A 23,296-nucleotide genomic window follows, 5' to 3' on the forward strand; every position below is an offset into this window, starting at 1 on the left:
TAATCTGCTCCTCGCTAAATCGTTTCTTCATAAATCCGCTCCTTTTTAAGAATCGGACTCTACTACATCATGAAGCTAATGAAAGGGGCAGGTCACTTCCACCCCGAACTTGAACTTCCTACGACTAAAAACCCATCCGCGCTGATGCTGATTTATGAGACACATTCCAGTACCTTCCGCTCCTGGTAAATGAACGGCTTGATCGGCCGGTTCGTGTCGAGCGGAAAGGTTTCTTGTCTTTCCCGTTTTTTTAGCTATAAATTAGCTATAAACAATGTAAGTCATTTCAACCCGGATAATCCATTAGGACTCATGAATTATCCGGGTTCAATTCACAACAAAGCATTTTTCTCCTAAATTCCATGTCGTATACCTATAGGTCCATGGTTTAGAGTCAAAAAAACGGGGAGGAATAATGAATCTCAAACTTGATAAGTCACATCGTTGCAAATCAATGTGGTTAAGTCTCATTATAGTGGTAGCGCTTGCGCCAGCTTATGGACACGCGACCGATGCTGGAACCTCGGTCGGAATTTTTCTCGACCCGACACCGTCATGCCCTCCTGCAACTTGTAGCGGGGTAGAAATGAATTCTTTTAATTGGGGTGAGCCTACGTCTGGTCTTCTTGGTTCACAAGGTAACCTGACCTTTATTGGAGATAGTTTTTCTCCTTCGGCAGGAGAAACTTTCAAATTAGGAACATTAACCTATCATAACGGCGCAACGATTTCAGGAACAGACGTTACCGGAATCGGGTTAGATATCCCGCTCAACTTTGACGACACAAGCAAAAATTTTACCTATCACACAAGTCTGAGCATTAACAATACGCTAAACATCAGCAATCCAAACATCGGCACCCCTGAAGCCAATGCTGATATCGTGAGCTTCGTAGGTAATACTTTTCCGTACACCTTTCATGTCCTGGAAGGGGCAACAGCTTCAGTTGATCTTATGGCCAAATTGACTCCAACCGAAGATCAGCTCCAATTAGTCGGCCTGGTAAATCCAACTACTGGAGGTTCTGTCAGCATCGTACCTATAATGGACCCCGGCAGAAAATTAAGATGGTAGCCTGCTATAAGGCGCTGGAACGAGTACAAGAAACACTCTTTCAGTTGACCGCGCCCGGAAAGCCTACCCTATGCCACAACTCGTGCTACCCCAGTCATTGTAAAACCCCGAATTCACTCAGATGATCTCCGAACGAATTGTTCATCTCAAGATGATGAAAATTCATAAGTTTTTGATTTTATCGATTGAGCTCGCAGTACCCAATAATTAGTGTTTAAAGCAGGTCTTGTTGAGTCAAAGATACGCTTAAATAATCCGAAAAATCCGGTTCATGGGCAAACTCGCCCGAGCTCTCCCATTCCATTCTTTACGCAAATATCTTCCGTGTCTTTTTCGTATGGAGCGATATTTTGCGGGATAATGGACGTTCCACTTGGACAAATCAGATGCCTCCTATGCACCTCTCAATTATCATTCCGGCTTTTAATGAAGAGCGTCTGATTGAAGAATGCTTGCAATCCATTTCTACATCACTTGCCGCAAATTACAAACCCGGTTTTACATCGGAGATTATTGTGGTGGACAACAACTCCACTGACAACACGGCCAATCTGGCAAGACAGGCAGGCGCCCGGGTTGTGTTTGAGCCGGTCAATCAGATCGGCCGGGCACGCAATACCGGCGCGGCTGAGGCGACAGGCGACTGGCTGTTGTTTGTGGATGCGGACAGTTATTTAAATACCGGGCTGCTGGCCGATATCCTGCGGCTTATCGAAGAAGGCAAGAGCGTGGGCTGTGGCAGCACGATACAAATGCCGGGATTGCCGTGGTGGGCGAGCGCGACTTTGAAGCTCTGGACAGGTACATCGGTTCTATTTGGCTGGGCGGCCGGGGCGCTGGTCGTATCCCGCAGCGATGCGTTTCGCGACGTCGGCGGCTTCGACCAGGAACTTTACGCTGCCGACGAGATAGGCTTGAGTCAGAAACTCAGAAAATGGGGACAACAGCGCGGGCTTCAATTCGTCATCTTGACCAAACATCCTCTGGAGTCGTCACCGCGCAAGGTGCAGCTTTACTCCGCAGGAGAGATTACCGGCCAGATCCTGCGCGTCATGCTGCACCCGCGCCGGTCGTTGCAAGACAAAAAGCAGTTACCGGTCTGGTATGACGGGCGGCGTTAAAAACAAACTGGTCGTTTTAGCAACCTGCGGTTGAAATAGCGCCGACACATTCAGCGCTATTTTGGGCCAGGATTAACTGCAACTGACTGACAAGGTCGGCGAACACGCTGCCAGCTCTCTTTTAGGGTTCGATTCCAGTAGGGGACGAAATGACACCCTAAGCGCCATGGCAATGTTCACACGACGGGGATATGGCCGGTTTCCGCCATACAACGGTGTTTGGACGGGCACCTCGTGGACAGCATGCTGCGATCCTTCCGAGACATTCTTGAAGCTGTAGCGGAAGTCCGCTTACCCTCTGTCTTAGCCGCGCCCCGTTCAGTCAGCCGCCGCGAAATGTGCCATCTGGTCTGCACGTGCTTTCACAAAGGCTGGGCGTGCAGTTGCGCGCTCGACGTAGTTGCGACAGGCTGAATAATCCGCCAGACCATCGAATCGATCAACAAGACGCAGCACGTCCGCCATGAGGATATCGGCTGCTGAGAACGACCCGGCTAACCAGTTACGACCGGCTAATATCGTCTCCATGTGCTGAAGGCGGCCCTGCAGGAAATTCTCCAAAAGCTCTCGCCCCGGCGATTGAATCGTGTCATTGGTAAACTTGAAAAGAGACCACGGCAGACTGGCCATCTCGACGGAATTGAGCGCGGCAAACAGCCATTCAATGACCTTGCTGCGGCCGCTTGGGTCTGACGGCATCAGTGCGTTACTTTTCTCGCCCAGATGAAGAAGGATCGCTCCGCTTTCGAAAATCTTGATCTCTCCATCGGTCAGCCAGGGTGCCTGACCAAAAGGCTGGTTCGCAAAATGCTTCGCGCTTCTATCGCGAAATGGGGTGGTCTCCACCCGATAGGGTAATGCGGCCTCTTCCAGCGCCCAGCGGACGCGCAGGTCGCGAACATAGCCGCGCGGCAATTCCGGAACCCAATCAAACGTTGTCAGTATAAGCTCAGCCATGTCTTCCCCCTCCGCATCTTTCTTTTAACGTCGAAACCCTTCGCCAAATCGGCCCTTTGCCTGCCTGCCGATGCGATGCGGCGGTGAAAGCCGCCAACCGAGCGTCGAAAGCACGCTTGTATGCGGGCCACGCCTCGCCGCGGACGACATAGGCGGAGAGGTTTGGCAGCAACACGGATGAATACGAATTGAAGCTTTCAGGCAGGGTCAAGGCTGGTTTTGCCCCCTGCCCTGCGGCGAACGCGAAGTGTGGGGCAGCGCTCCCCTTCAATGTGGCGCAGCTTCTCCGCAAGACCTATTGCTACCCAAACTGCCGCTGCTTTAAACAACCTCCTTGCGTCGAATCATCACCCCGACGAGAACCAGACCCGCGAGCATCAGGACGTAGGATGAGGGTTCCGGGACCATGGCAATCGCGATAACTTGGCCAACGTTATTGATCCCGGTTGCGGTGGCTAGGATAACGCCTTCGGGCAGATCCACCAGGGAATTCAAATCCATCATGCCAGTGCCATCCGGGCCAGTGACAAAAGCATGCTCGGCACCTGTTGCGGTTTCAGAACTTCCCACTACCTGTCCGGCCTCATTGATATCCGCCGTACCACTGAAGCTACCGCCGAGAGTACCAAGGTCGATCATACCCTGGCCATTCGGACCGGTGATAAAAGCGTGCTTGGAACCTGCGGCAGTTTCAGAACTTCCCACTATCTGCCCAGTGTCATTGATTCCGGAAACAAAACTGCTGGCTCCACCAAGAGTACCGAGGTCAGTCATGCCAAAGCCATTCGGACCAGTGATGAAAGCGCGCTGCGAACCGTCGGCCATATCTGCCCAAACTGCTGCCTGTCCCGTATTATTAATGTCAACAGCAACACTGACATATCCACCGAAATAACCGAGATCTACTGTGCCTACACCATTTGGACCGGTTATGAAAGCACGCGAACCACCTTCCCCCGTCGAGGACCACCCTGCCACCTGCCCTGCCTCATTGATACTATAAGCTACAGCGGTGCTAAATTTACCTAAAGGCTCTATCAAAGTCCTTCCCTCACCATTAGGTCCAGTGATATACGAGTAGGTAACGGGCGCGTCTGGAGCTGCCATGGCAGTCCCCACTACCTGTCCGACATTGTTGATATCGTTGGAATCATCCATACTCAACCTGGTGATGCCGGCTCCATTTGGACCGGTAACAAAACCAGTACGGACAAATGGAGAGGTGACAAGCCAGATTCCTTGGCCAGTCTGACCGACGACCTGCCCGGAATCATTGATGGCCCGTGCGGAAGTGAATTCCCCCAAAGTTTCCAATTTGGTCCATTCTTTCGTGTTCAGGTCGATAAGGTACGAGGCGCTGAAAACCTGCCCGAAGGCAGGGGAAAGGAAACTGGCACTCGCGCTCAGGGAGGCGGCAAGGACCAAGCTTCGCACCTTGGAACTCCAGGTCGTTTTCATGACGAGTCACTCCTTCTTTAAAATTGTCGTGGGCTCCTTCATTTGAAGCTAGATCATGAATACAGATTGTCAAGGTAAGTGACTCGATAACGAGCACTGAATTGTAGCGGCGGTACGATGGGTAAAGCGAAAGCGAACCAAGATTGGGGTAGCGGACAGAATACGGCCTCCTTCAACCTTGGCTTGTTCAATTGCAATTAATCCTGGTTCGCAAGATCAAATGCAGGTCGATAAACGCAGGTGCATTAACAGTTAAGCGAGGATAAATAGTTGCAGTTATCCCTGACTCAAAATTGCGTTGAATGCTGGTCGGTACAGTTTGAAAGGCAGGTTGTTACAGCTAGGGGGTAAATGCAGGTTGATTTGTAGTTAATCCCGGTGTGGGAGACGAATAGTTGCAGTTATTGACCCAAGTGTGTGCTGCAACTGCCCAACTCTTTCCCAGGCCCTCAAAACTGAATCTGGCCAAATCACTAATAATCATGAAGTGTTTGGGCTAGCAGTCGTATAATGACCGACGGTCACTTATCAGGAGCTTCGAAGCCGTGAGCATCCAGGAACGAAAAGCACGAGAATTCAATCGCCGGGAAAGTGAAATTCTCACCGCGGCGCTGGCCCTCTTTGGCCGTGCCGATTGGGAGTTGGTAACGGTTGAAGAAATCTCCCGAAAGGCCGAGGTTGGCAAAGGCACGATCTACAAACACTTCGAGAGTAAGGATGAAATTTATGCGCGGCTTGCGCTGGAATTCAACCGCAAGTTGCTGGCGCAAATCCAGCAAGCGGATATATTGCCCGTGATCGCACGCTTCCGCGAAATGACCCGGGTTGCGTGGGAGGCCCATCTTTCAAGCAAGGAGCTTCATCGCGTAGTGCTCTACTGCGGACGTGCAGAGTTCAGGCGAAACCTGCCGGCGCGGATCAGTGAGGAACTCAAGGCGGTCGAGGCAGCGACAAACAAGGCGATCAATGCCACTATCATGCAAGGCGTCGAGGAAGGGCTGTTTCCGCGCAAACCGCTGGACATGCTGATGTTCGGAGCGCAATCGGCGTTCTGGGGAGCGGTTCAACTGATCTGGAGCGGCTATCTGAACGAGCGCGACAAGGCGAAGTATTGCGACGAAATTACCAACTTCATATTGACGGGCCTGATCTACCAGGACCGGCGCCTGTAGACAGAACGGTGCTCCATTCTTATCTATATGACCGATAGTCCAGATACGACCGACGGATATATCACAGACTCCCACGATGGATATTGACCATACCGGCAGCGATCGGCCTCTCCCGGGCGACACCCGGCAAAAAGCATCCAGCGCACGTCGCGCTGCACGTATCGTAGCCGTCGTGCTGCTCCTGCTGCTGTGCATCGCGGGCGCACTGCATATCTTCGGTCATGCGGGCACTAATTCCGCTGCTCCCGCCCCCAAAGCGGCTCCGGCGCTGGAGTTGCTGCCGCGCGACGTCGCCGAGGCAACGGTACGGGCACTGCAACGAACTATTCCTCTCACGGGCACGATTCAGCCGCTCAATCAAACGGAGATCAGATCGCAGCAGGCCGCCGAAATCCAGGAAGTGCTGGTCCGCGAGGGCGAGCCGGTGGAAAAAGGACAGGTTCTCGCCCGGCTCGACACTACAGACCTTGAAGCCAAACTGCGCGACAAGCTCGGCGCGCTGGACGTGGGCAAAGCGCAGCTGGCGCTTGCCAGAAAGAACCTCCACGCTAATGAGTCACTGCTGGAGCGTAATTTCATTTCTCAAACCGCCTTCGACAATTTACAAAGCAATTTTCACATCGGCGAAGCGACGCTGGTTTCGCTTCAGGCTCAGGTCGAACAAGCGCGCAAAGCGCTTGCTCATGCCGTCATCCGCTCGCCAATTGCCGGTGTAATCGCCGAACGCGTGGCGCAACCGGGTCTCGCGGTCGCAGTCAACACGAAACTCTTCACCGTACACGATCTTTCCCTGATGAGTATCGAAGCCCTGGTCCCGGCTCGCGACATTCCCGCGGTACAAGTAGGGCAGGAGGCCCGATTGCTGATCGAGGGATTCGGCGAACGCGTATTTATCGGCAAGGTGGAGCGGATCAATCCTTCGACCGAACAAGGGTCGCGCTCGATCATGGTGCACCTGCTGATCGCCAACACGGACGGTCAACTGAAGGGAGGAATGTTTGGGCAGGGCACGCTGGGCGTATCCAGCATCGTTTCGGCCATTGTCGTACCGCAGGCCGCAGTGCGCGAGCAAGGCGGCCACGCTTCCGTTTTCCGCATCGAAGCGGGCGTGCTGACCGAACAGTCTGTGGAAACCGGCATGCGCGATGCGGCGACCGACACCATCGAAATCAGATCAGGCCTCTCTTCCGGCGCCAGAGTGGTGGTAGGCAACCTGGTGAACCTGCATACGGGGCAACCGGTACGCGTTATGAATGTCTCCGACGAATGACGTCCGCAGCTCGAATTTCGAGAACCGCCGCTGCCTGAGCATTCATAAAACCCATTACGCACCCTTCAGCGCATAGCCATGTGGATCACTCGCGTCAGCATCAATAACCCCGTTTTCGCCACCATGATGATGGCGGCGCTACTGGTGCTCGGGCTGTTTTCTTACCAGCGTCTCAATGTCGATCAGTTTCCGGATGTCAGTTTTCCAATCGTCGTCGTGCAAACGGAATATCCGGGCGCATCCCCCGAGACGGTGGAGTCGGATGTCACGCGCAAGATCGAGGAAGCCGTGAATACGGTCAGCGGCATCAAGACCGTCAGTTCGCGCTCTTTTGAAAGCAGCTCGCGCGTAATAGCGGAGTTCGACCTGACCACGGACCCGGCGGTGGCGGCACAAGACGTGCGGGACAAGATAGCGCTGGTGCGCCCCGGCTTCCGGCGCGAAGTCAAGGAACCCAGGATCAGCCGTTTCAACCCGGACGACACGCCCATCATCTCGCTGGCGCTGGATTCCGGTACGCGCGACCTGCGCGAACTTACCACTTTGGCCGACCAGGTCATTCGCAAACGGCTGGAAACCGTCCGCGGCGTCGGCCAGGCCACGCTGGTCGGCGGAATCATGCGCGAGGTGAAGGTCTACCTCAAACCCGACCAGATGCGCGCGCTCGGTGTCGGCGCGGACAAGATCCTCGAAACCATCACGCGCGAAAACCAGGAACTCCCCGCCGGCAGCATTTCCACCGGCCGGGAGGACACCATGGTCCAGGTGCGCGGGCGCATTGCCGAACCTCATCAGTTCGGCAGCCTGATCGTGGCGCAGCGCGGCGGCGCACCGGTGCGCCTCGATCAGGTGGCAAGTATCGAAGACGGCCGCCAGGAAATGACCACGGCGGCCCTGGTAGACGGCAAACCTGCCCTGAGCATCGATATCGTCAAAGTACGGGGATCCAATACCATCGTAGTAGCCGACGGCGTGCGCGCGGCAGCGGCCGAACTGGGCAGCATACTGCCACCCGATGTAAAACTCAGGGTTGTACGCGACAGTTCCACCGGCATCCGCAATTCGGTGGCGGATGTCAAGGCGACACTGATCGAGGGGGCGGCGCTCACCATCGCCATCGTGTTCTTATTCTTCAATTCCTGGCGCAGCACGGTGATCACTGGCCTGACCCTGCCGATCGCACTGATCGGGACGTTTCTTGCCATGTATGCGTTCGGCTACACGCTTAACACCATGACCCTGATGGCGCTCTCGCTCAGCGTGGGATTGCTGATCGACGACGCTATCGTGGTACGCGAAAACATCGTGCGCCACCTCATGATGGGCAAGAATCACCGCCAGGCAGCGCTCGAAGGCACGCAGGAAATCGGTCTCGCGGTGCTCGCCACCACATTCACCATTGTCGCGGTATTTCTGCCGGTGGCTTTCATGGGCGGCATTATCGGGCGTTTCTTTTTCCAGTTCGGCGTCACGGTTTCCGCAGCGGTGCTGCTCTCTCTTTTCGTCAGTTTCACCCTCGATCCGATGCTGTCCAGCGTCTGGCCCGACCCGGCGACCCAGGGAGGCAGGCCCCGACCCGTACTGGGACGGTTGCAAGCCGGCCGCGACGCACTGCTCGATGGCATTCATGCCGTGTACGGCACTTTGTTGCAGTGGGCGATGAAACATCGCTTGTGGATCCTGGCACTGGCATTCGTCACCTTCTTCGGCAGCTTCGCGCTGGTGCCGCTGATCGGCTCCGAGTTCGCGCCCCAGGCCGATCTCGGCGAAGCCCAAGTCACTATCAAGACGCGCGTCGGTTCGTCCATCGAATACACGCGAGCCAAGGTGCAGCAGGCGCAGGCGGCGTTGGCCGAATTTCCGGAAGTTGAATATTCCTACGCCACCGTGAACAGCGGCGGTGCCGTAGGAAAGAATTCAGCAACCATTTATGTGCATCTCACCGATCATAAGCAGCGAAGCCGCAGCCAGAAGCAGTTGCAGGACCCGATCCGCGAACGCCTGAACCGTATCGCCGGCATCGAGATCAGCGTCGGTGCGCCGGGTGGCCTGGGGGGCGGCAAGCCGATCCAGGTAAGCATACAAGGGGCCGATATTGCGCAACTGGAGAAGCTGTCGCAAGCAGTAATGGCGACCATGCACAGGATTCCCGGTCTCGTCGATATCGATTCCAGTCTGGAGGCGGCGAAACCGACGCTGGCAGTGGACATCAATCGCGAACTGGCCAGCGATCTGGGGCTCGGGGTTGAACAGATTGCCAATGCCCTGCGCCCGCTCGTCGCCGGTGAAATCGCCGGCGCCTGGAAAGCGCCGGACGGGGAGAACTACGATGTAACGGTGCGCCTGCCGCGCGAGGAACGCGCACGGGCCGCCAACCTGGACAGGCTCTATCTGACCAGCACGCTCGTCGATGCCGACGGCAGCCCGCGCATGGTGTCCCTGCGGCAGATTGCCGAGTTCGTGCCGACGCTCGGCGTCTCCCAGATCAACCGCAAGGATCTGCATCGCGAAGTCCTGATCGGCGCCAACCCCTCCGGTCGACCACCGGGCGATCTGGGCCGGGAACTCGGCATCGCGCTAAAGGATATCGAGGTGCCGCCGGGATATCGGTTCGTGATCGGCGGGGCGAACAAGGATCTGCAGGAGACCATGGGCTACGCCGCTATCGCGCTCGCTTTGGCGGTTATTTTCATTTACCTGATCCTGGCTTCGCAGTTCGGCAGTTTCCTTCAACCCGTGGCGATCATGGTCTCACTGCCGCTCTCGCTGATCGGCGTATTTCTCGCGCTGCTGATCACGGGCAGCACGCTCAATATCTTTTCCATCATCGGCTTCATCATGCTGATGGGCCTGGTTACCAAGAACGCCATCCTGCTGGTCGATTTCATCAATCAGGCCGTCAAGGCGGGCAAGGATCGCCACGAGGCAATTATCGAATCCGGCAACGTACGCCTTCGCCCCATCCTCATGACCACCATGGCAATGATCTTCGGCATGCTGCCGCTCGCCCTGGGCCTGGGAGAAGGCGGCGAACAACGCTCGCCCATGGCTCACGCCGTCATAGGAGGCCTCGTCACTTCCACGCTGCTGACCCTGCTGGTGGTGCCGGTGATCTACTCCTACCTGGACGACCTGTCTATTTGGGCAACGCGCAAATGGGGTGGGAATTAAGCAGGCTGCGACCTGCTGGGAAACGCGGTTGAACAGGTGCAAGCGTTTGAAGCGCTGCACATGACACACGCCTAGTTTGAACCTCGAGTTGCCCGAGCACGCTGAATGGAATCGGACGTTATTTCAAATGCAGGCTGTCACAGATAGCCCGGATTACCATAAATCCCCCAGCACTCTGTTAATCACAAAAAGCATCACGGCTAGGGTAAGCAAGCCGAGCAGACGGCCGCTCTCCCCCATCAGATTAGCCGTTAAGGCAGACACGCGATCAAGACGGCGAAAAAGATATAAGGCAATAATAATGCCCACCACCATTGCCGCGTACAAAACCTCCACGTACCCCACTTGATAATACCATTCGCTATTGTCCACGCTGATTGCTCCATCGATGTCACTGCTGCTGTGTCCGGTCACTGGTTTCCGCCACAATTGTAGAACACTCCGCCCTGCCCCTTTGAATACGAATCCTTGCCTCAGGGGATTTGCTTCATCTCAGGATAACTGGACTGCTTGGGCTCTTCATCATCACGAACAGACCAAACGCGTAAATTCCCGGTCTAGCGTTGTTAACGACTGGTTTTGCCCGTGGATGCACTGGTTCCGGTGGAGCGGCGAAGCAATTCCAGCAGCGCTTCCGCCGCGGGTCCCGAAGAGGCGGGGTTTTGACCGGTCACCAGGTTACCGGCCACCTGAACGTAGGGCATCCAGTTACTGGTCTTGCTGTAGTTTCCGCCCAGTTCCCTTAGCCGGTCTTCCAGCAGGAAAGGGACGACCGTGGTCAAACCCACGGCCTCTTCCTCCGCATTTGAAAACCCGGTCACGCGCTTTCCTTTAACCAAATATTCGCCATCTTTCCCGCGCACATTCACCAATGCAACGGGCGCGTGACACACTGCCGCAACGGGTTTGCCGGCATTGACGAAGTCTTCGATCAGCGCAATGGATGCCGCGTTATCGGGCATGTCCCACATCGGGCCGTGGCCGCCAGGATAGAACACCGCGTCAAAATCGCTTGCCAGAAGATAAACCAGCTCTTCCGTATTCGCCAGTTCAGCCTGTGCAGCGCCGTCGGTCCGAAAACGCTTGGTCGCATGAGTCTGGTTCTCCGGTAATTCGCTTTTTGGATCAAGCGGCGGTTGGCCGCCTTTCGGCGAGGCCAGCTTGATCGACGCTCCGGCGTCCTTCAGTAAATAATACGGTGCGGCGAACTCTTCCAGCCAAAGGCCAGTTTTCTTTCCCGTATTGCCAAGCTGATCGTGAGATGTCAGAACAATGAGAATCTTCATCACACACCTCCTTCTAGTTAGAAAGCCATTATCCTGAATCCACTCCGTCCCGCTGCAGGATCCAGCGGCCTGTCGGACTTAAAGGAAATTGGCTGCAAAGTGTCTGCTGGTTCATATTTCGCTCACCCTGACGATTAGCAGGAGACAGTGCGGGTCTCAAGGACGTGATTGGCGACTGTCAGAATTCAAGCGTATAGTTTTTCAAGTTCACTTGCCGGAAAGCCATCGCATCGTGGGTCGGCAAGCCTGTGGGACTTTGCCAGCAAGCAGAACGACAATAGCTGAATCTCTGAGCTATCTTGAGAGCCGAGCGGATAACGCCTTGGCGCTCTGCCCCACCACCAAACAATATTACATATAACAGGAATAGGCATGACTTTCAAACTCGGCAGCAAGCAGACTATGCTGGCCATCGAAATCCGGAATCCAGGAGGGCCGGAGGTATTGATGTGCGCGTTACACCCTATTCCCCAACCTGGGAGTGGAGAAATTCTGATCAAAACCGAGGCCGCTGGGGTCAACCGTCCGGACATTCTGCAGCGGCGCGGACTGTACCCACCGCCGCCCGGGGCTTCCGAGATTCCAGGGCTCGAAATCGCCGGGGAGATTGTTGCGTTGGGTAAAGGAACCGTGCGCTTCGAGATAGACGACAAGGTATGCGCACTCGTTGCAGGAGGGGGTTACGCCGAATACTGCACCGTGCACGAAAGTAATGCGCTGCCGGTGCCGCAAGGGCTCAGCATGATAGAAGCCGCGGCCTTGCCGGAAACCTTCTTCACGGTCTGGACCAACCTCTTCCAGCGCGGCAAACTCAAAGCCGGCGAAACCGTGTTGATACATGGCGGGACATCGGGTATCGGCACCACCGCGACGATGTTGGCCAAGGCATTCGGCGCCGTCGTGCTGGTCACGGCGGGTTCGGAAGAGAAACGCCAGGCCTGCCTAACGCTGGGCGCCGATCTGGCTATCAATTACCACACGCATGATTTCGTCGCAGAAGCTGAAAAATTCACGGCTGGCGCAGGAGTGGACGTCGTGGTTGATATTATTGCCGGCGACTATGTCGCCCGAAACTATAAGGCGGCTGCGCTGAATGGCCGCATTGTCCAGATCGGCGTCCAGAATGGTCCCGCCAAAGACCTGAACCTCATGACCATGCTAAAAAAACGGCTAACGCATACCGGTTCCACATTACGGTCGCGCAGCGTTTTGGAGAAAGCGCAGATTGCGCGGGAACTGGAACAACAAGTCTGGCCGATGTTGAATAAGGGAAAGCTGAAACCCTTGATTTTCCGCACCTTCAGGCTGGAGGACGCAGCCGAGGCCCATGCGCTGATGGAATCCGGCGCGCATATCGGAAAACTCGTTTTGACGACCGCTGCCATGCAGGCGAATGGTTTTGGAACATCGGCTTGAGGTTACTGCCCTTCTCTCCTGCGCTGCCTTGGGGTTAATCCCGCTAATCGATGGCATTACCGCCAACGACGGCTGAACCACCACGGAATTTGCGCTCGGCCTTCACACCAAATGCGAGGCGCGGCGAACAGCACCGGCATTTAGTGCTGAGCGTGATCTTGTTTGCCTTCACTCCTTTCTCGCGCCAGTAACTTCTAATGTTGCGGCAAAAGTCGTGAAGCAGTCGGTGTCAGGCGTGCAGCAGTTCCTCAACTACCCGCACTTTGGGTGCTGACTTGCTCCCCCTAATTAGCTATGGTGAGCAGGTGATGAGATCCGGCTGCAGCCAAGATGTAGAAGAACTCATGCGCCCTATTCCATTATTGATAACGTATTTTATCAATAATAACTGACCGAGGGGTTTGTCCTAATTCCATCACACATAAAACATGTTATGGTTATAAATAGATGCTTACAATCTAAAATTAGGCCAAGTGTTCAAACAGTCGCGCGACCGCCTCAGCACCTGGATCAGCGTGACCGACCAAATGCTTGGCATTGACATAGGAAGCGCGGCCCGCATTCGCCTTGCTCATGTGGGCAGTGCGATCGGCACCCGCACGCGCGGCTCTCGCTGCCTCGGGCAGGCTCTCTTCCAGGGCATCAAGGGCCGGCGCAAGGGCATCGACCATGGTGCGGTCACCCGGACGTGCCCCGCCGATCTCCTGCATTCTCCGCAACCCGGCCTGCAACGCTTCGCGCATTGGCAAGCCGCTTGAGGCGGCATCGCCCGCTGCGGCGAAGAAGATCGCGAGGAGCACACCGCACGAGCCTCCCATGGTTTGGGAAAGCTCCAAGCCAATGGCTCGATAGAGCTGGGTATGGTCGGCAAGCGGCAATCGGTCCACGGCGCTGATCAGGGCGCATGCCGCGCCGGCTAGCGTGCTGCCGGTGTCGCCATCGCCTGACTTCGCGTCGAGCGCGTTGAGGTCGTTCTCGGCGGCGATCAGAACCTCGCAGCAACTGGTCAGGAGCTCCCTGGTCGGCTTGTGCATCGAGGGCATCGGAACGACAGCCGTCAGGCCGTCCGGAAGCGCCTGAATCGCGACCTGGCCTAGCCGGGAGACCCGTGGCCATGCCGCCAGCGGCGTGTGCTGCTTGAGCAGGGCGACCTCGGCATCGTCGGCAGGATAGGCCGAAATCGAGAAGCCATGCATGTCGAGCGATGTCATCATGGCTGCCGGCCCGATGACGTGGGTTATCCGCTCGCCAATCGCTGACCGCCGGATTTCGTTGAGGATGATCGACATCTCGATGACCGACGTGCCGCCGAGATTGTTGACTATAGCGACATGCGGCTTTTCTTCCATTGCAGCTGACAGGCGCTCGACCATGGCAGCGACAGCTCCGCTCGCGTCCTTGAACTCGACCTGCTCGACCCCGGCTTCACTGTGGATGCCAAGCCCAAGCTCGGCCATGCCGGGCGGGATGCGATCCTCCTTTGGCGAACCTGGGATGGTGCAGGTGTTTAGCGACATGCCGATGCTTTTTGTCTTTGACACGACCTTGCGCGCAGCCGCGGCGACGTGCGCCAAGTCGGCACCATTCTCGGCCAACGCGCCGGCTATCTTGTGCACGAAAAGCGTGCCGGCGACGCCGCGGGCTTGGGGCAAGTCGGGCAACGCCACATCATCGTCGACGATGACTATCTCGACATTCAAGCCAAACTGGCGAGCGCGTTCGGCCGCCAGCCCGAAATTCAATCGGTCACCGGTATAATTCTTGACGATGAGCAGGCAGCCGGACGATCCCGTCACGGCAAGGATGCCTGCCAGTATCGCGTCGACTGTCGGCGAGGCGAAGATGTCGCCGCACACCGCAGCCGTCAGCATCCCTTCCCCGACGAAACCCACATGTGCCGGTTCGTGGCCCGATCCGCCTCCCGAGATCAACGCGACCTTGGACTTGTCCCAGTCATTGCGTACGACCACCCGTATATGCGGATAGCCGTCGAGTCGCGCCAGCTTACCGCCAGACGCCGCGACCAGACCATCGACGGCTTCGGTGACGATGCTTTCTTTGGTGTTGATGAACTGGGCCATGTTTTCGGCTCTGTTGCAAAAAATGATTTTTGATAAAAAGTGAATTTAAAAGTTATTAAAATATTTAGTTAAAAATTAAAATATAGCTATTTCTTATTTTTTGCAACAGAGCCCCTGTAGATACCGGAGGAGTACTCGCCGCGGTGTTCGAGCACCATGTGTACCGCACGCTCAACGTACCTCGGGGGAAAACTTGTTTGATTTTTCATGGCTCCATTCTCTCAGATGTTGGAGCCTCCTCAAAACCCGGGGCGGTTCAAACCCTGCCTCAACGGCTTGCTGAGTGTACGGCCTGAAGTTGGCCAAGCCAGCCATGAATACCACCTCCTCGATCTTACGTGTGATGTATCAGGGCTATTTTTTCCGTTCTCGACCGTCCACTCATACCAACCGCCAGCAGGAATGATTACCCTCCCCACTCCCTGAACATGTGCCGGAAATAGCGCCCTGCCAGGGCTTTTTCTACACGAAAATATTTTGGTGATCGAGTCGTTAATGAAGGTGTTCTAACCATAATTAAAAATAAATCATGATGACAGAAGCAGAATTTGATCAAAATATCAAAATTAAGCAAAAAGATGATTATCTATTTTCCCTGCTTCCCTACGAAAAAAGAGTGAAAAAACTCAAGGAAAAAAGATTTCCGGTTTTTTTCTATAAATACCACTCTCTGCATTCTTGCAATCCAAAAAATATTGAAGAGAAATGGGATCATCTCCGCAATATTTTTATCTAAGCTCAGCAGTGGACTTTAATGATCCGTTTGATATGCAAGGAAAAATCTTGGACAGGATGCCCATAGACAAGAAAAAAGATGTTTTGAGGGAGAGAATAAGAAACTTATATCCAGACTTATCTGCTTACCAGCGGAAACTCATGATTAGGGATGTTTCTGCTGATCCGATAGCTTTTAATGCGCATGTCAAGGTGATGTTGAAAAAAACAGCGAGTAACTTCGGCGTCGCTTGTGTAAGCACGATTCCTTGCAGCATACAGATGTGGAGCCATTATGCCGATAATCATCGCGGCATAGCACTTCAGTTTAATCAAGCGTGGCACATTCAATCTTTTTTCCACATCCTGCCAGTCGAGTACTCAGATGTTTATCCAGAGCTTGATTATTTTGACAGAGGGGACTACGAGCAATATCAAATTTTGCTGCTGAGAAAACAACCTGGCTGGGCATATGAAAAAGAGTGGCGATTCTTAATGGTTGATAGCGCAAAGAAGCATTTGCCATTTAACCCGAGAGTACTTACGGCGGTGATATTAGGCTGCCGAATTGCACAAGATGACGAAATAGGGTGCGGGCGATGATTAAGAAAAGGGAAAGGTTGGGCTTGGGTCAAATAAAGCTCTACGCAGCAAGACAGAGCGAATTGAGATACAAGTTAATTTTGGGTAAAGATGCAAATAGGAAAGAATATCTTTGCGGAGATTACTAGCGGGTCGGGCTCTATGTGCGCAACTAATAGAGCCCGACCGCTACCACTACAGACCCCGATAAAAGTCTGTAATGGCAAGGTTTTCAGATGAAGGTTCAGATGAAGGAACAGGCAAAGCAGCCGGCATCGTTGCGCTCTCGTCCAACTATCGCTCTACGCCGATATGTCCACCCGCGCGGTGTCAATCCTGCGCGATTACAGCCCCCAACGAACATCTTGTTCCCATATCTCATACTGCGCCCGGTCAACCGCTTTCGCAATTCGTTGCTTCAGTAAATACGTTGGCTGCGCGCGATTTACACTACCGATTTACTCGCAGTTTATCATCCATGGCACGCCGAATTGATCGACGAGCATGCCAAACCGAGCGGCCCAAAAGGTTTCCTGTAGCGGCATTCGCACTGTTCCATTTTCCGCTAATGCGTGGAAAATACGTTCTGCATCTGCCGGGGCCTCGATATTCAGCGCTACGGAAAAGCCTTTCATCTCCTCAAAGTGATCGGGTGGACTGTCGGAACCCATCAATACCGCGTCTCCCACCGTCAGGCGAGCATGCATGATCTTATTGCGCCATTCAGGTGGTCCCTGCTCCGCCATCGGCGAGCTTCCGTGGGTGAGCATTACCAGGATCTTTCCGCCGAGGCGCTCCTCATAGAATTTGAAAGCCGCCTCGCATTGACCATTGAAAACAAGATAAGGGTTCAATTGCATAGCACGCTCCTTAAAGTAGTTGATGATTCGAGAAACCAGGCCGTATCGTGTAATATCCTAAATCCGGCAAGTGCCCGCCTCCGGTTTTTATAGCTCTGCGTCGGCCATATGCATTATTCTGGCGGAGCGGTTCCGTCACGTTTCAGGTTCGCCCTTTCCCACAAGTTGCGCTCGCATACGCGCCTCCTGCTCCCTCAGTTCGGGAGTGAACTCCGCACCGAAGTCGCTCGCTTCAAAGACCTGGCGAATTTCTATCTCAGCCTCTCCTTCAAGGGGATTGGGACAGCGTTTAACCCATTCTATCGCCTCTTCCCTGGATTTTACCTGGAGCAGCCAAAAGCCGGCAATCAGCTCTTTTACCTCGGGAAAGGGTCCTTCAATTACGGTTCTCTTCCCATCCAAGAATTTCACGCGCGCGCCCTTCGAACTTGGGTGCAGCCCCTCGCCCGCAAGCAATACGCCAGCGTTAAGGAGCTCTTCGTTATACCTGCTCATATCGGCAAGGAGCTTTTCACTTGGCATGACGCCCGCTTCGGTATTTTTATCGGCCTTGAGCAAGATCATGAATTTCATGGTAATTTCTCCGTTTAATTTCGCGTTAGGGGGATTTCGGATACGGTTTCCATACCGCGTGAGACTTAACGAGGGGTTACCTTAAATTCAGCCTGGAATCGGTCAGACCCCGGATATTGCCATGGCTTGATGCCGAGCAATCACTCGGCATTCTCCGTGTCGAACAGGATGGAGAGATGTTCCCGTACGATACTCCATTACCGGTTCTGCTGACGGTAACAGATTATCATGCGCATCCATCCAGCTTATTTTTCCCCGTTTCCTTCTCCATTGCTACACGAGTGAGATGCATTAAATCAGATGCCGGTCGTCGAGATGCGGAATTCGCGGACTGATTCCATTTCACGCATCACATTCGCAAGTGCTGAAGATCTGCCAAGATCTGTGGCTCGAATATCCATGCGGTATTCAAACAAGGCCGCCGAAGTGATGCGATAACTCATCGTGACAATTTCAAACCCGTGGTCAACCACGAGTTTTCGGATTTCGCTTTCCGACATGATGTTGCCGCGATCAAAGCTGACATGATATTGAGCATATAGATGACGCGGGAGTCTGTCCTCAATCAGGCGGAACAGAGAGAGAATACCGAGGGTGAGAATGGTTCCAAGAATGCCGGGCAGAAAAAATCCTATACCCATCAAAATGCCGATGCCTGCCGTAATCCAGATCGAAGCAGCGGTGGTCAGGCCGCGAACGCTTAAACCCTCCTTGAAAATCACGCCCGCGCCCAGAAAACCTATACCCGTCATAATTCCCTGAGCCATTCGGGTCGGGTCCATTCTGATGGCGTCGATCGGAACATTCGGGAGCCATTTCCACTGATATAAGGTGATCAGCATCAGCAAACTGGAGGCGAGACTGACGAGCGCATGCGTTCTGAAACCGGCAGGATGGCCGTGCAAGCTTCTTTCCATGCCGATGGCACCCCCTGCCACCAACGCTGCGACAAGATGCATGGCGATTACCAGGAAATCGCCATCGATGTTCATAATGGATTCCACGATTGTGATCCTTGACAACCAACTGAGCGAATAGTCACAGCCTTCAGCCTGTGCCGTCAGGCATCATATCTGTTATTAATCCTAATGATGAGGATTATCCTTTAAGATGATGAAAGTAATTGTTTTTGTGATAACTGGATAGCGGGATAGTGGCACGACAACACCATTGTATAAAAAATTTCGACCTGTGGCACTCGATCGAGGTAATGCTGTCAAATTCAGTATAGGTGAAATTTTTTGGCAAGGAGATCGCCATGAAAACAATGCATGAAATATTGATGGCGGCGCCGCCGACGCAAGTGACGCGATGCAAGATTGCCATGCTGGAGATCGCGCATGGTCACTGGGCTGCCGCTGCATCGACGATGGAAGACGCGGTATACGAATCGGAACCTGGAGAATGGGCTCTGGATTGCATGCAAATGAGGGACTTCTGCTTGATGATGGATATAGTCAAATCCCACGGAATCAAGGGAGTAGAGGACGCTGCAATAACGGAAGTAGACCGGCTATTGATGTAGAGGCCGCCAGTAGCGGTATCTACCGGTAATTTCTCCATGCACGAGGGGGATTCTTTGGGAATCCTCTTTTTTTTGCCCAGACCCATCCTTGGCTAAACCTATCCCCTGCTTGGGGCCATCAAGTTTCCACTCGAAAAAAGCTGCGTGAAACCAGCCGGGCTAGCTCTAGCTCACCTGTAAGATTCTACAGCTATTAAACGGCTGAGCTCTGCTATTTAATGATATCCGTCCGCCAGCGAACGAAAGAGCGTAGGTAGCGGGGGCGATACCCTGTCTGACCCTATTTTTCCTGATGCCCTTATTTTTCCACATGTGCTGTTTATTCGAAGCGTGCATGGCCTAAACTCTCGGCGCGAGGTCCGGCTCTCCGCACAGACGTAAGATTTCCGTGCGAGCTGCGTCCCGCAAACGAATGGCGGCAGCCCAGTCCTTTCCATCCGGCACGATTGGCTTGCTGATCGTGATGGTGATAACACCGCGGCGCGGAAACCAGTGGTCGGCGCGAAGGATGGAACGGGTGCCACGAATGCTTATGGGCACTATTGGTACACCCGCCTCGGCCGCAACCACAAATGCGCCCATGCGGAACGGTAGCAAGCCGGGCATGCGGGTGAATGTGCCCTCCGGGAAAAATATCGGGCAGCGGCCCGACTGCAGGGAGAGTGCCACCTGCTTCAATTCCTCCACACCGCGTTCCGGATCGAAGCGCTCGACGAAATCCGATCCGATATGCCGTAGATATACGCGCGAAACAATATTGTCCAGCAGCTCACGCTTGGCCACAAAACTGAAATACCCCTTGGCACTGAACGCGCCCGGCAGGGCCGCGACGAGCGCAATTCCATCAAGATAGCTGGCATGGTTTGCCACCAGCACGCAAGGCGTCTCATGGGGCAGATTTTCCAATCCGTGAACTGCTAATGATGTTCCCGACAGGCGTGTAAGGAGGTGTGCGTTCCCGCGGCTCACCGCCCAACCCCAGGCGGGACGGAGCAGCAGCGCGGTTGCCAGCCAGGTTGCTGGTGCCAGCAGGGAGAATAGTGCCCACACATATGCAGCGTAGAGAATGTCGGACGCCACCCTGCTGCTGCGGCGCAACTGAGGCAGCACACCAGTGTACGTCAGCCGGATCAGCTGCCACCACACCGGGCGCGGCGGAGCCGCCCCCTTTTCATATAGCTCGCGGCAGGCCGCCCGGCGGATCTTGCCGCTCGAAGTCTTAAGCACGCTGTGGACGGGCGCCAGCACGATATCGTCTGCTGGCATTCCCAGCATATCCATGGTCAGGGCATTGATCTGGTCGCGTAATTCCTCACGCTTCCCGGAATCGGCATCGCGTATTTCAGCGAGCACCACCAATCGCTCCGTGCTGGAAACTGGATCCGGACTGCCAAAAACCGCGACGCACCCCTTGCGAATGCCGGTGATATTGCCCACGGCCTCTTCCAGTTCATGGGGGTAGATATTGCGCCCGGCACGGATGATGATGTCCTTTGCGCGCCCAGTCAGATAAAGATCGCCTGCAGCGAGATAGGCGAAGTCGCCAGAATCCAGCCAGCCGTCGTGGAACAACTGGCGATTCTGTTCCGGATTACGGAAGTAACCGCTGGTAGCGGAAGGCCCTTTGAATTCCAGGTGTCCTTCCACCCGCTCCCCCACTTCGCTGCCCGTGGCATCAACAATTTTGATCTGGTGGCCGGGAAGCGGCCGGCCGCAGGCCACGAAGCGCAATGCATCCGCCTCTTCGCTGCCGGCTGGCTCCGCCTGACCGGAACGCATGAATTTGTCCCGTTTAATACGGTCGATCAGCGGCCCGCGTCCCGGCGGCGGAAAGGCCAACCCTACTGAACATTCTGCCAGCCCATATACCGGCGCAATTGCCTCCGGGTGCAGCCCGTAGCGTGCGAAGCGCTGCGTGAAATTGACGATGGTCTCGGGACTTACCGGCTCGGCGCCGTTGAAAGCCATACGCCAACTCGAAAGATCCAATCCGTCGAGAACATCGTCCGGTATCTTGCGCAGGCACAGCTCATAGCCAAAATTGGGGGACGCTGAAAGGGTGCCGCGGTGCTCGTGAATCGCCCACAGCCAGCGTTCCGGCCGCGCCAGAAAGGTGATGGGGGACATCACCACCAACGGGCAGGCATAGTACAGGCTGCCCAGCCAGGCGCCGATCAATCCCATGTCATGGTATAGCGGCAGCCAACTGACAAACACATCCGTGGACGTGACCTGCTCCGCCTGTCCCATTGCACGGATATTGGTCAGTAGATTGGTATGAGTCAGCGCAACACCCTTTGGGTTGGCGGTACTGCCGGAAGTGTACTGGAGCAGCGCAATCTGCTCGGGCTGGATAGGATACTCTGGTGCCTGCCCGGGAATGGAAAGCTCGGCCACGCTGGCAACTGCGCGCAATGTTTCAATTTGTGCCTGGAGCAGCCTCGCGACAGGCTTTGCCTCGGGCACCGTAATCAGGACTGCAGCGAGTGCGTTGGACAGAATGCCAGCATGCCGACGCAAATGATCCTCGATTTGTGAGATGCGAGCAGGCGGATAAATTGGCACGGGTACTCCACCTGCCAGCAACACCCCGAAGAAGCAGAAGAAATAGTCGTGGCTGGTCGGCAGCATGATCGCCACGGACTGTCCGGGTTGCAACCCATGTTCCAGCAACCCCGACGCGACCTCCACGGCACCTTTCCGTAATGCCGCATAGGAGATCCCGGCTCCCCTGCCCGCTGCATCCAGCAGCGTAATATGTGTCCGGTGCGGGTGGGTGCGCACATGCCAATCAAGAACTTCAGGCAGAGTAAGCGCATCCGATGGTTCGGCTTGTACCCGAACTGGGGCTTCGCCCCGCTGCACTCCCTTCAGGGGCGCCGCTGCGGGAGCAGCAGTCAACACCGCTTGCAATAGATCGCGTGGCGTTTCGGCATTGGCTACCACCTGTTCCGGTAGATTAATTCCAAAGGCGCGCTCAATGCGTGCAATCAGTTCCACGCGTCCAAGGCTGTCAAAACCCAGATCCCGCTCCAGGGAATCGTCGAGCGTTGCCGAAATTTCTCCACCGGAGCGTACGTGCAATTCGGCTGCTAGCTGCCGCACGGTTTCCAGTAGAATGCCAGCCGCATCTTCCGTGGTTGCTGCTTGTTCTGTTGTCTGCCGTTCAGTCAAACCTGATCTCCTTCGCCACACAAAACCACGCAACTCGACGCGATAGTTGCCGCGGCATAACTAGGCAACCACGCTGTTTTAGACTAGTGGTAGTGGCATTAATCGTCAAGGATTCGCTGGCAGGAATGCGCGCGATTGTTTTTCAGCGTGCGTGGTTTTACCTTTGATCATGACGTGATTTCCTCAATTTCCTCAGCAGGGCCATAATGATCCTGTATCGGGGGTTGGGGAGTGTCAACGCCGATTTAAAACTGATACACTTTTGAATAAACCCTTGGAACTGGACGACTTGCGATAAAGAATTTAAGCCGCTTGCCTGGCAAGTTGTGATTCAAACTGTTCTGGCGATACATAGCCTAAAGCAGAGTGCATCCCATCTGGCATTGTAAACTTCCTCAATAAAGCGCGGTAGACGTGACGTGTCGGCAAACGTCCGGTAGCCGGCCAAATATACCTCCTCCACTTTCAAGGTTTTCATAAAGCTTTCGGTTTGGGCGTTGTGATAGGGATTTCCAGACGCACTCATGGAATCCGTCAGCCCGTATTCGCTTAACGCCTGGCGATAACGCCAACTGGCGTATTGACTTCCACGGTCTGTAGGGTGGATAAACCTTGTTGGGGGCCGGTTGGCGAGTTCGCACAGCGGCTTTTAACGCGGCCGGTGTCAGATCTGTGTCAATCTGTCGGGAAATCGCATAGCCCACTATCTTGCGGCTGCAGGCATCCAGGATCACCGCCACGTAGACGAAACCCGTCTGAATACGGACGAACGTAATATTAGCGACCCAGGCTTGATCGGGCAACCCGGGGATCACATTGTGATAGAGGTTGGGGAAGAATTGGGTGCCACTTTCGTTGCCA

At 54.8% G+C, this 23,296-nt stretch carries 18 protein-coding genes; 8 read left to right on the forward strand and 10 right to left on the reverse strand.

Annotated elements, in window-relative coordinates:
• Positions 1–415 precede the first annotated feature (415 nt).
• A complete protein-coding gene (locus BLP78_RS05215) occupies positions 416–1,075 on the forward strand; it encodes a choice-of-anchor K domain-containing protein (protein WP_090457216.1) in 660 nt (219 codons plus the stop codon).
• Positions 1,076–1,470: 395 nt separating this feature from the next.
• Positions 1,471–2,196: a glycosyltransferase family 2 protein gene (locus BLP78_RS05220; protein WP_090457218.1), complete on the forward strand. Its 726-nt coding sequence runs from the start codon at positions 1,471–1,473 to the stop codon at positions 2,194–2,196.
• 318 nt (positions 2,197–2,514) lie between these two features.
• Here BLP78_RS05220 and BLP78_RS05225 read toward each other — a convergent pair whose 3' ends face one another.
• Both BLP78_RS05225 and BLP78_RS05235 read right to left on the reverse strand, forming a co-directional pair.
• The gene (locus BLP78_RS05225; RefSeq protein ID WP_090457220.1) at positions 2,515–3,153 is read right to left on the reverse strand and encodes a glutathione S-transferase family protein; all 639 of its coding nucleotides are present in this window, start codon (positions 3,151–3,153) and stop codon (positions 2,515–2,517) included.
• A 321-nt stretch (positions 3,154–3,474) separates the two neighbouring features.
• The gene (locus BLP78_RS05235; protein WP_090457224.1) at positions 3,475–4,611 is read right to left on the reverse strand and encodes an HAF repeat-containing PEP-CTERM protein; all 1,137 of its coding nucleotides are present in this window, start codon (positions 4,609–4,611) and stop codon (positions 3,475–3,477) included.
• A 545-nt stretch (positions 4,612–5,156) separates the two neighbouring features.
• Here BLP78_RS05235 and BLP78_RS05240 point away from each other — a divergent pair.
• The 3 genes from BLP78_RS05240 to BLP78_RS05250 all read left to right on the forward strand — a co-directional run bounded on the left by BLP78_RS05240 (position 5,157) and on the right by BLP78_RS05250 (position 10,224).
• Positions 5,157–5,783: a TetR/AcrR family transcriptional regulator gene (locus BLP78_RS05240; protein ID WP_176752784.1), complete on the forward strand. Its 627-nt coding sequence runs from the start codon at positions 5,157–5,159 to the stop codon at positions 5,781–5,783.
• Positions 5,784–5,859: 76 nt separating this feature from the next.
• Complete coding sequence (locus BLP78_RS05245) at positions 5,860–7,053, forward strand: efflux RND transporter periplasmic adaptor subunit (protein WP_090457228.1); 1,194 nt, start codon at positions 5,860–5,862, stop codon at positions 7,051–7,053.
• A 78-nt stretch (positions 7,054–7,131) separates the two neighbouring features.
• Positions 7,132–10,224, forward strand: a complete 3,093-nt coding sequence (locus tag BLP78_RS05250) for an efflux RND transporter permease subunit (RefSeq protein WP_090457230.1) — start codon at positions 7,132–7,134, stop codon at positions 10,222–10,224.
• A gap of 153 nt (positions 10,225–10,377) precedes the next feature.
• On the opposite strand, the gene BLP78_RS05255 is transcribed toward BLP78_RS05250, so the two are convergent.
• Complete coding sequence (locus BLP78_RS05255) at positions 10,378–10,653, reverse strand: hypothetical protein (protein ID WP_256330085.1); 276 nt, start codon at positions 10,651–10,653, stop codon at positions 10,378–10,380.
• A gap of 137 nt (positions 10,654–10,790) precedes the next feature.
• Positions 10,791–11,510: a type 1 glutamine amidotransferase domain-containing protein gene (locus BLP78_RS05260; RefSeq protein ID WP_090457232.1), complete on the reverse strand. Its 720-nt coding sequence runs from the start codon at positions 11,508–11,510 to the stop codon at positions 10,791–10,793.
• A 372-nt stretch (positions 11,511–11,882) separates the two neighbouring features.
• Between BLP78_RS05260 and BLP78_RS05265 the strand changes: the two genes are divergently transcribed.
• Entirely contained in the window at positions 11,883–12,926 is a 1,044-nt protein-coding gene (locus BLP78_RS05265) for an NAD(P)H-quinone oxidoreductase (RefSeq protein ID WP_256330086.1), read from the forward strand.
• Positions 12,927–13,390: 464 nt separating this feature from the next.
• Here the strand turns inward: BLP78_RS05265 and BLP78_RS05270 are convergent, their stop codons facing one another.
• The gene (locus BLP78_RS05270; protein ID WP_090457234.1) at positions 13,391–15,007 is read right to left on the reverse strand and encodes a dihydroxyacetone kinase subunit DhaK; all 1,617 of its coding nucleotides are present in this window, start codon (positions 15,005–15,007) and stop codon (positions 13,391–13,393) included.
• A 705-nt stretch (positions 15,008–15,712) separates the two neighbouring features.
• Here BLP78_RS05270 and BLP78_RS05280 point away from each other — a divergent pair.
• Positions 15,713–16,324 carry a DUF2971 domain-containing protein gene (locus tag BLP78_RS05280; protein WP_090457240.1) on the forward strand — a complete coding sequence of 204 codons (612 nt, stop codon included), beginning with the start codon at positions 15,713–15,715 and terminating at the stop codon, positions 16,322–16,324.
• 437 nt (positions 16,325–16,761) lie between these two features.
• Here BLP78_RS05280 and BLP78_RS05285 read toward each other — a convergent pair whose 3' ends face one another.
• The 3 genes from BLP78_RS05285 to BLP78_RS05295 all read right to left on the reverse strand — a co-directional run bounded on the left by BLP78_RS05285 (position 16,762) and on the right by BLP78_RS05295 (position 18,740).
• The gene (locus BLP78_RS05285; protein WP_090457243.1) at positions 16,762–17,163 is read right to left on the reverse strand and encodes a VOC family protein; all 402 of its coding nucleotides are present in this window, start codon (positions 17,161–17,163) and stop codon (positions 16,762–16,764) included.
• 135 nt (positions 17,164–17,298) lie between these two features.
• Positions 17,299–17,736, reverse strand: a complete 438-nt coding sequence (locus BLP78_RS05290; protein ID WP_090457245.1) for a YciI family protein — start codon at positions 17,734–17,736, stop codon at positions 17,299–17,301.
• A gap of 296 nt (positions 17,737–18,032) precedes the next feature.
• Positions 18,033–18,740, reverse strand: coding sequence for an MgtC/SapB family protein (locus BLP78_RS05295; RefSeq protein WP_256330087.1), 708 nt, complete (start codon positions 18,738–18,740; stop codon positions 18,033–18,035).
• A 254-nt stretch (positions 18,741–18,994) separates the two neighbouring features.
• On the opposite strand from BLP78_RS05295, the gene BLP78_RS05300 reads away from it, so the two are divergent.
• Entirely contained in the window at positions 18,995–19,261 is a 267-nt protein-coding gene (locus BLP78_RS05300) for a hypothetical protein (protein ID WP_090457249.1), read from the forward strand.
• Positions 19,262–19,600: 339 nt separating this feature from the next.
• On the opposite strand, the gene BLP78_RS05305 is transcribed toward BLP78_RS05300, so the two are convergent.
• Together BLP78_RS05305 and BLP78_RS16210 are read right to left on the reverse strand one after the other, a co-directional pair.
• Positions 19,601–22,435, reverse strand: a complete 2,835-nt coding sequence (locus BLP78_RS05305) for an AMP-binding protein (protein ID WP_090457251.1) — start codon at positions 22,433–22,435, stop codon at positions 19,601–19,603.
• Between the two features lie 395 nt (positions 22,436–22,830).
• Positions 22,831–23,250 carry a DDE-type integrase/transposase/recombinase gene (locus BLP78_RS16210; protein ID WP_090457254.1) on the reverse strand — a complete coding sequence of 140 codons (420 nt, stop codon included), beginning with the start codon at positions 23,248–23,250 and terminating at the stop codon, positions 22,831–22,833.
• Positions 23,251–23,296: the final 46 nt, after the last annotated feature.

Source organism: Nitrosospira sp. Nsp1, from assembly GCF_900100985.1.
In the GTDB taxonomy this organism is placed as follows: domain Bacteria; phylum Pseudomonadota; class Gammaproteobacteria; order Burkholderiales; family Nitrosomonadaceae; genus Nitrosospira.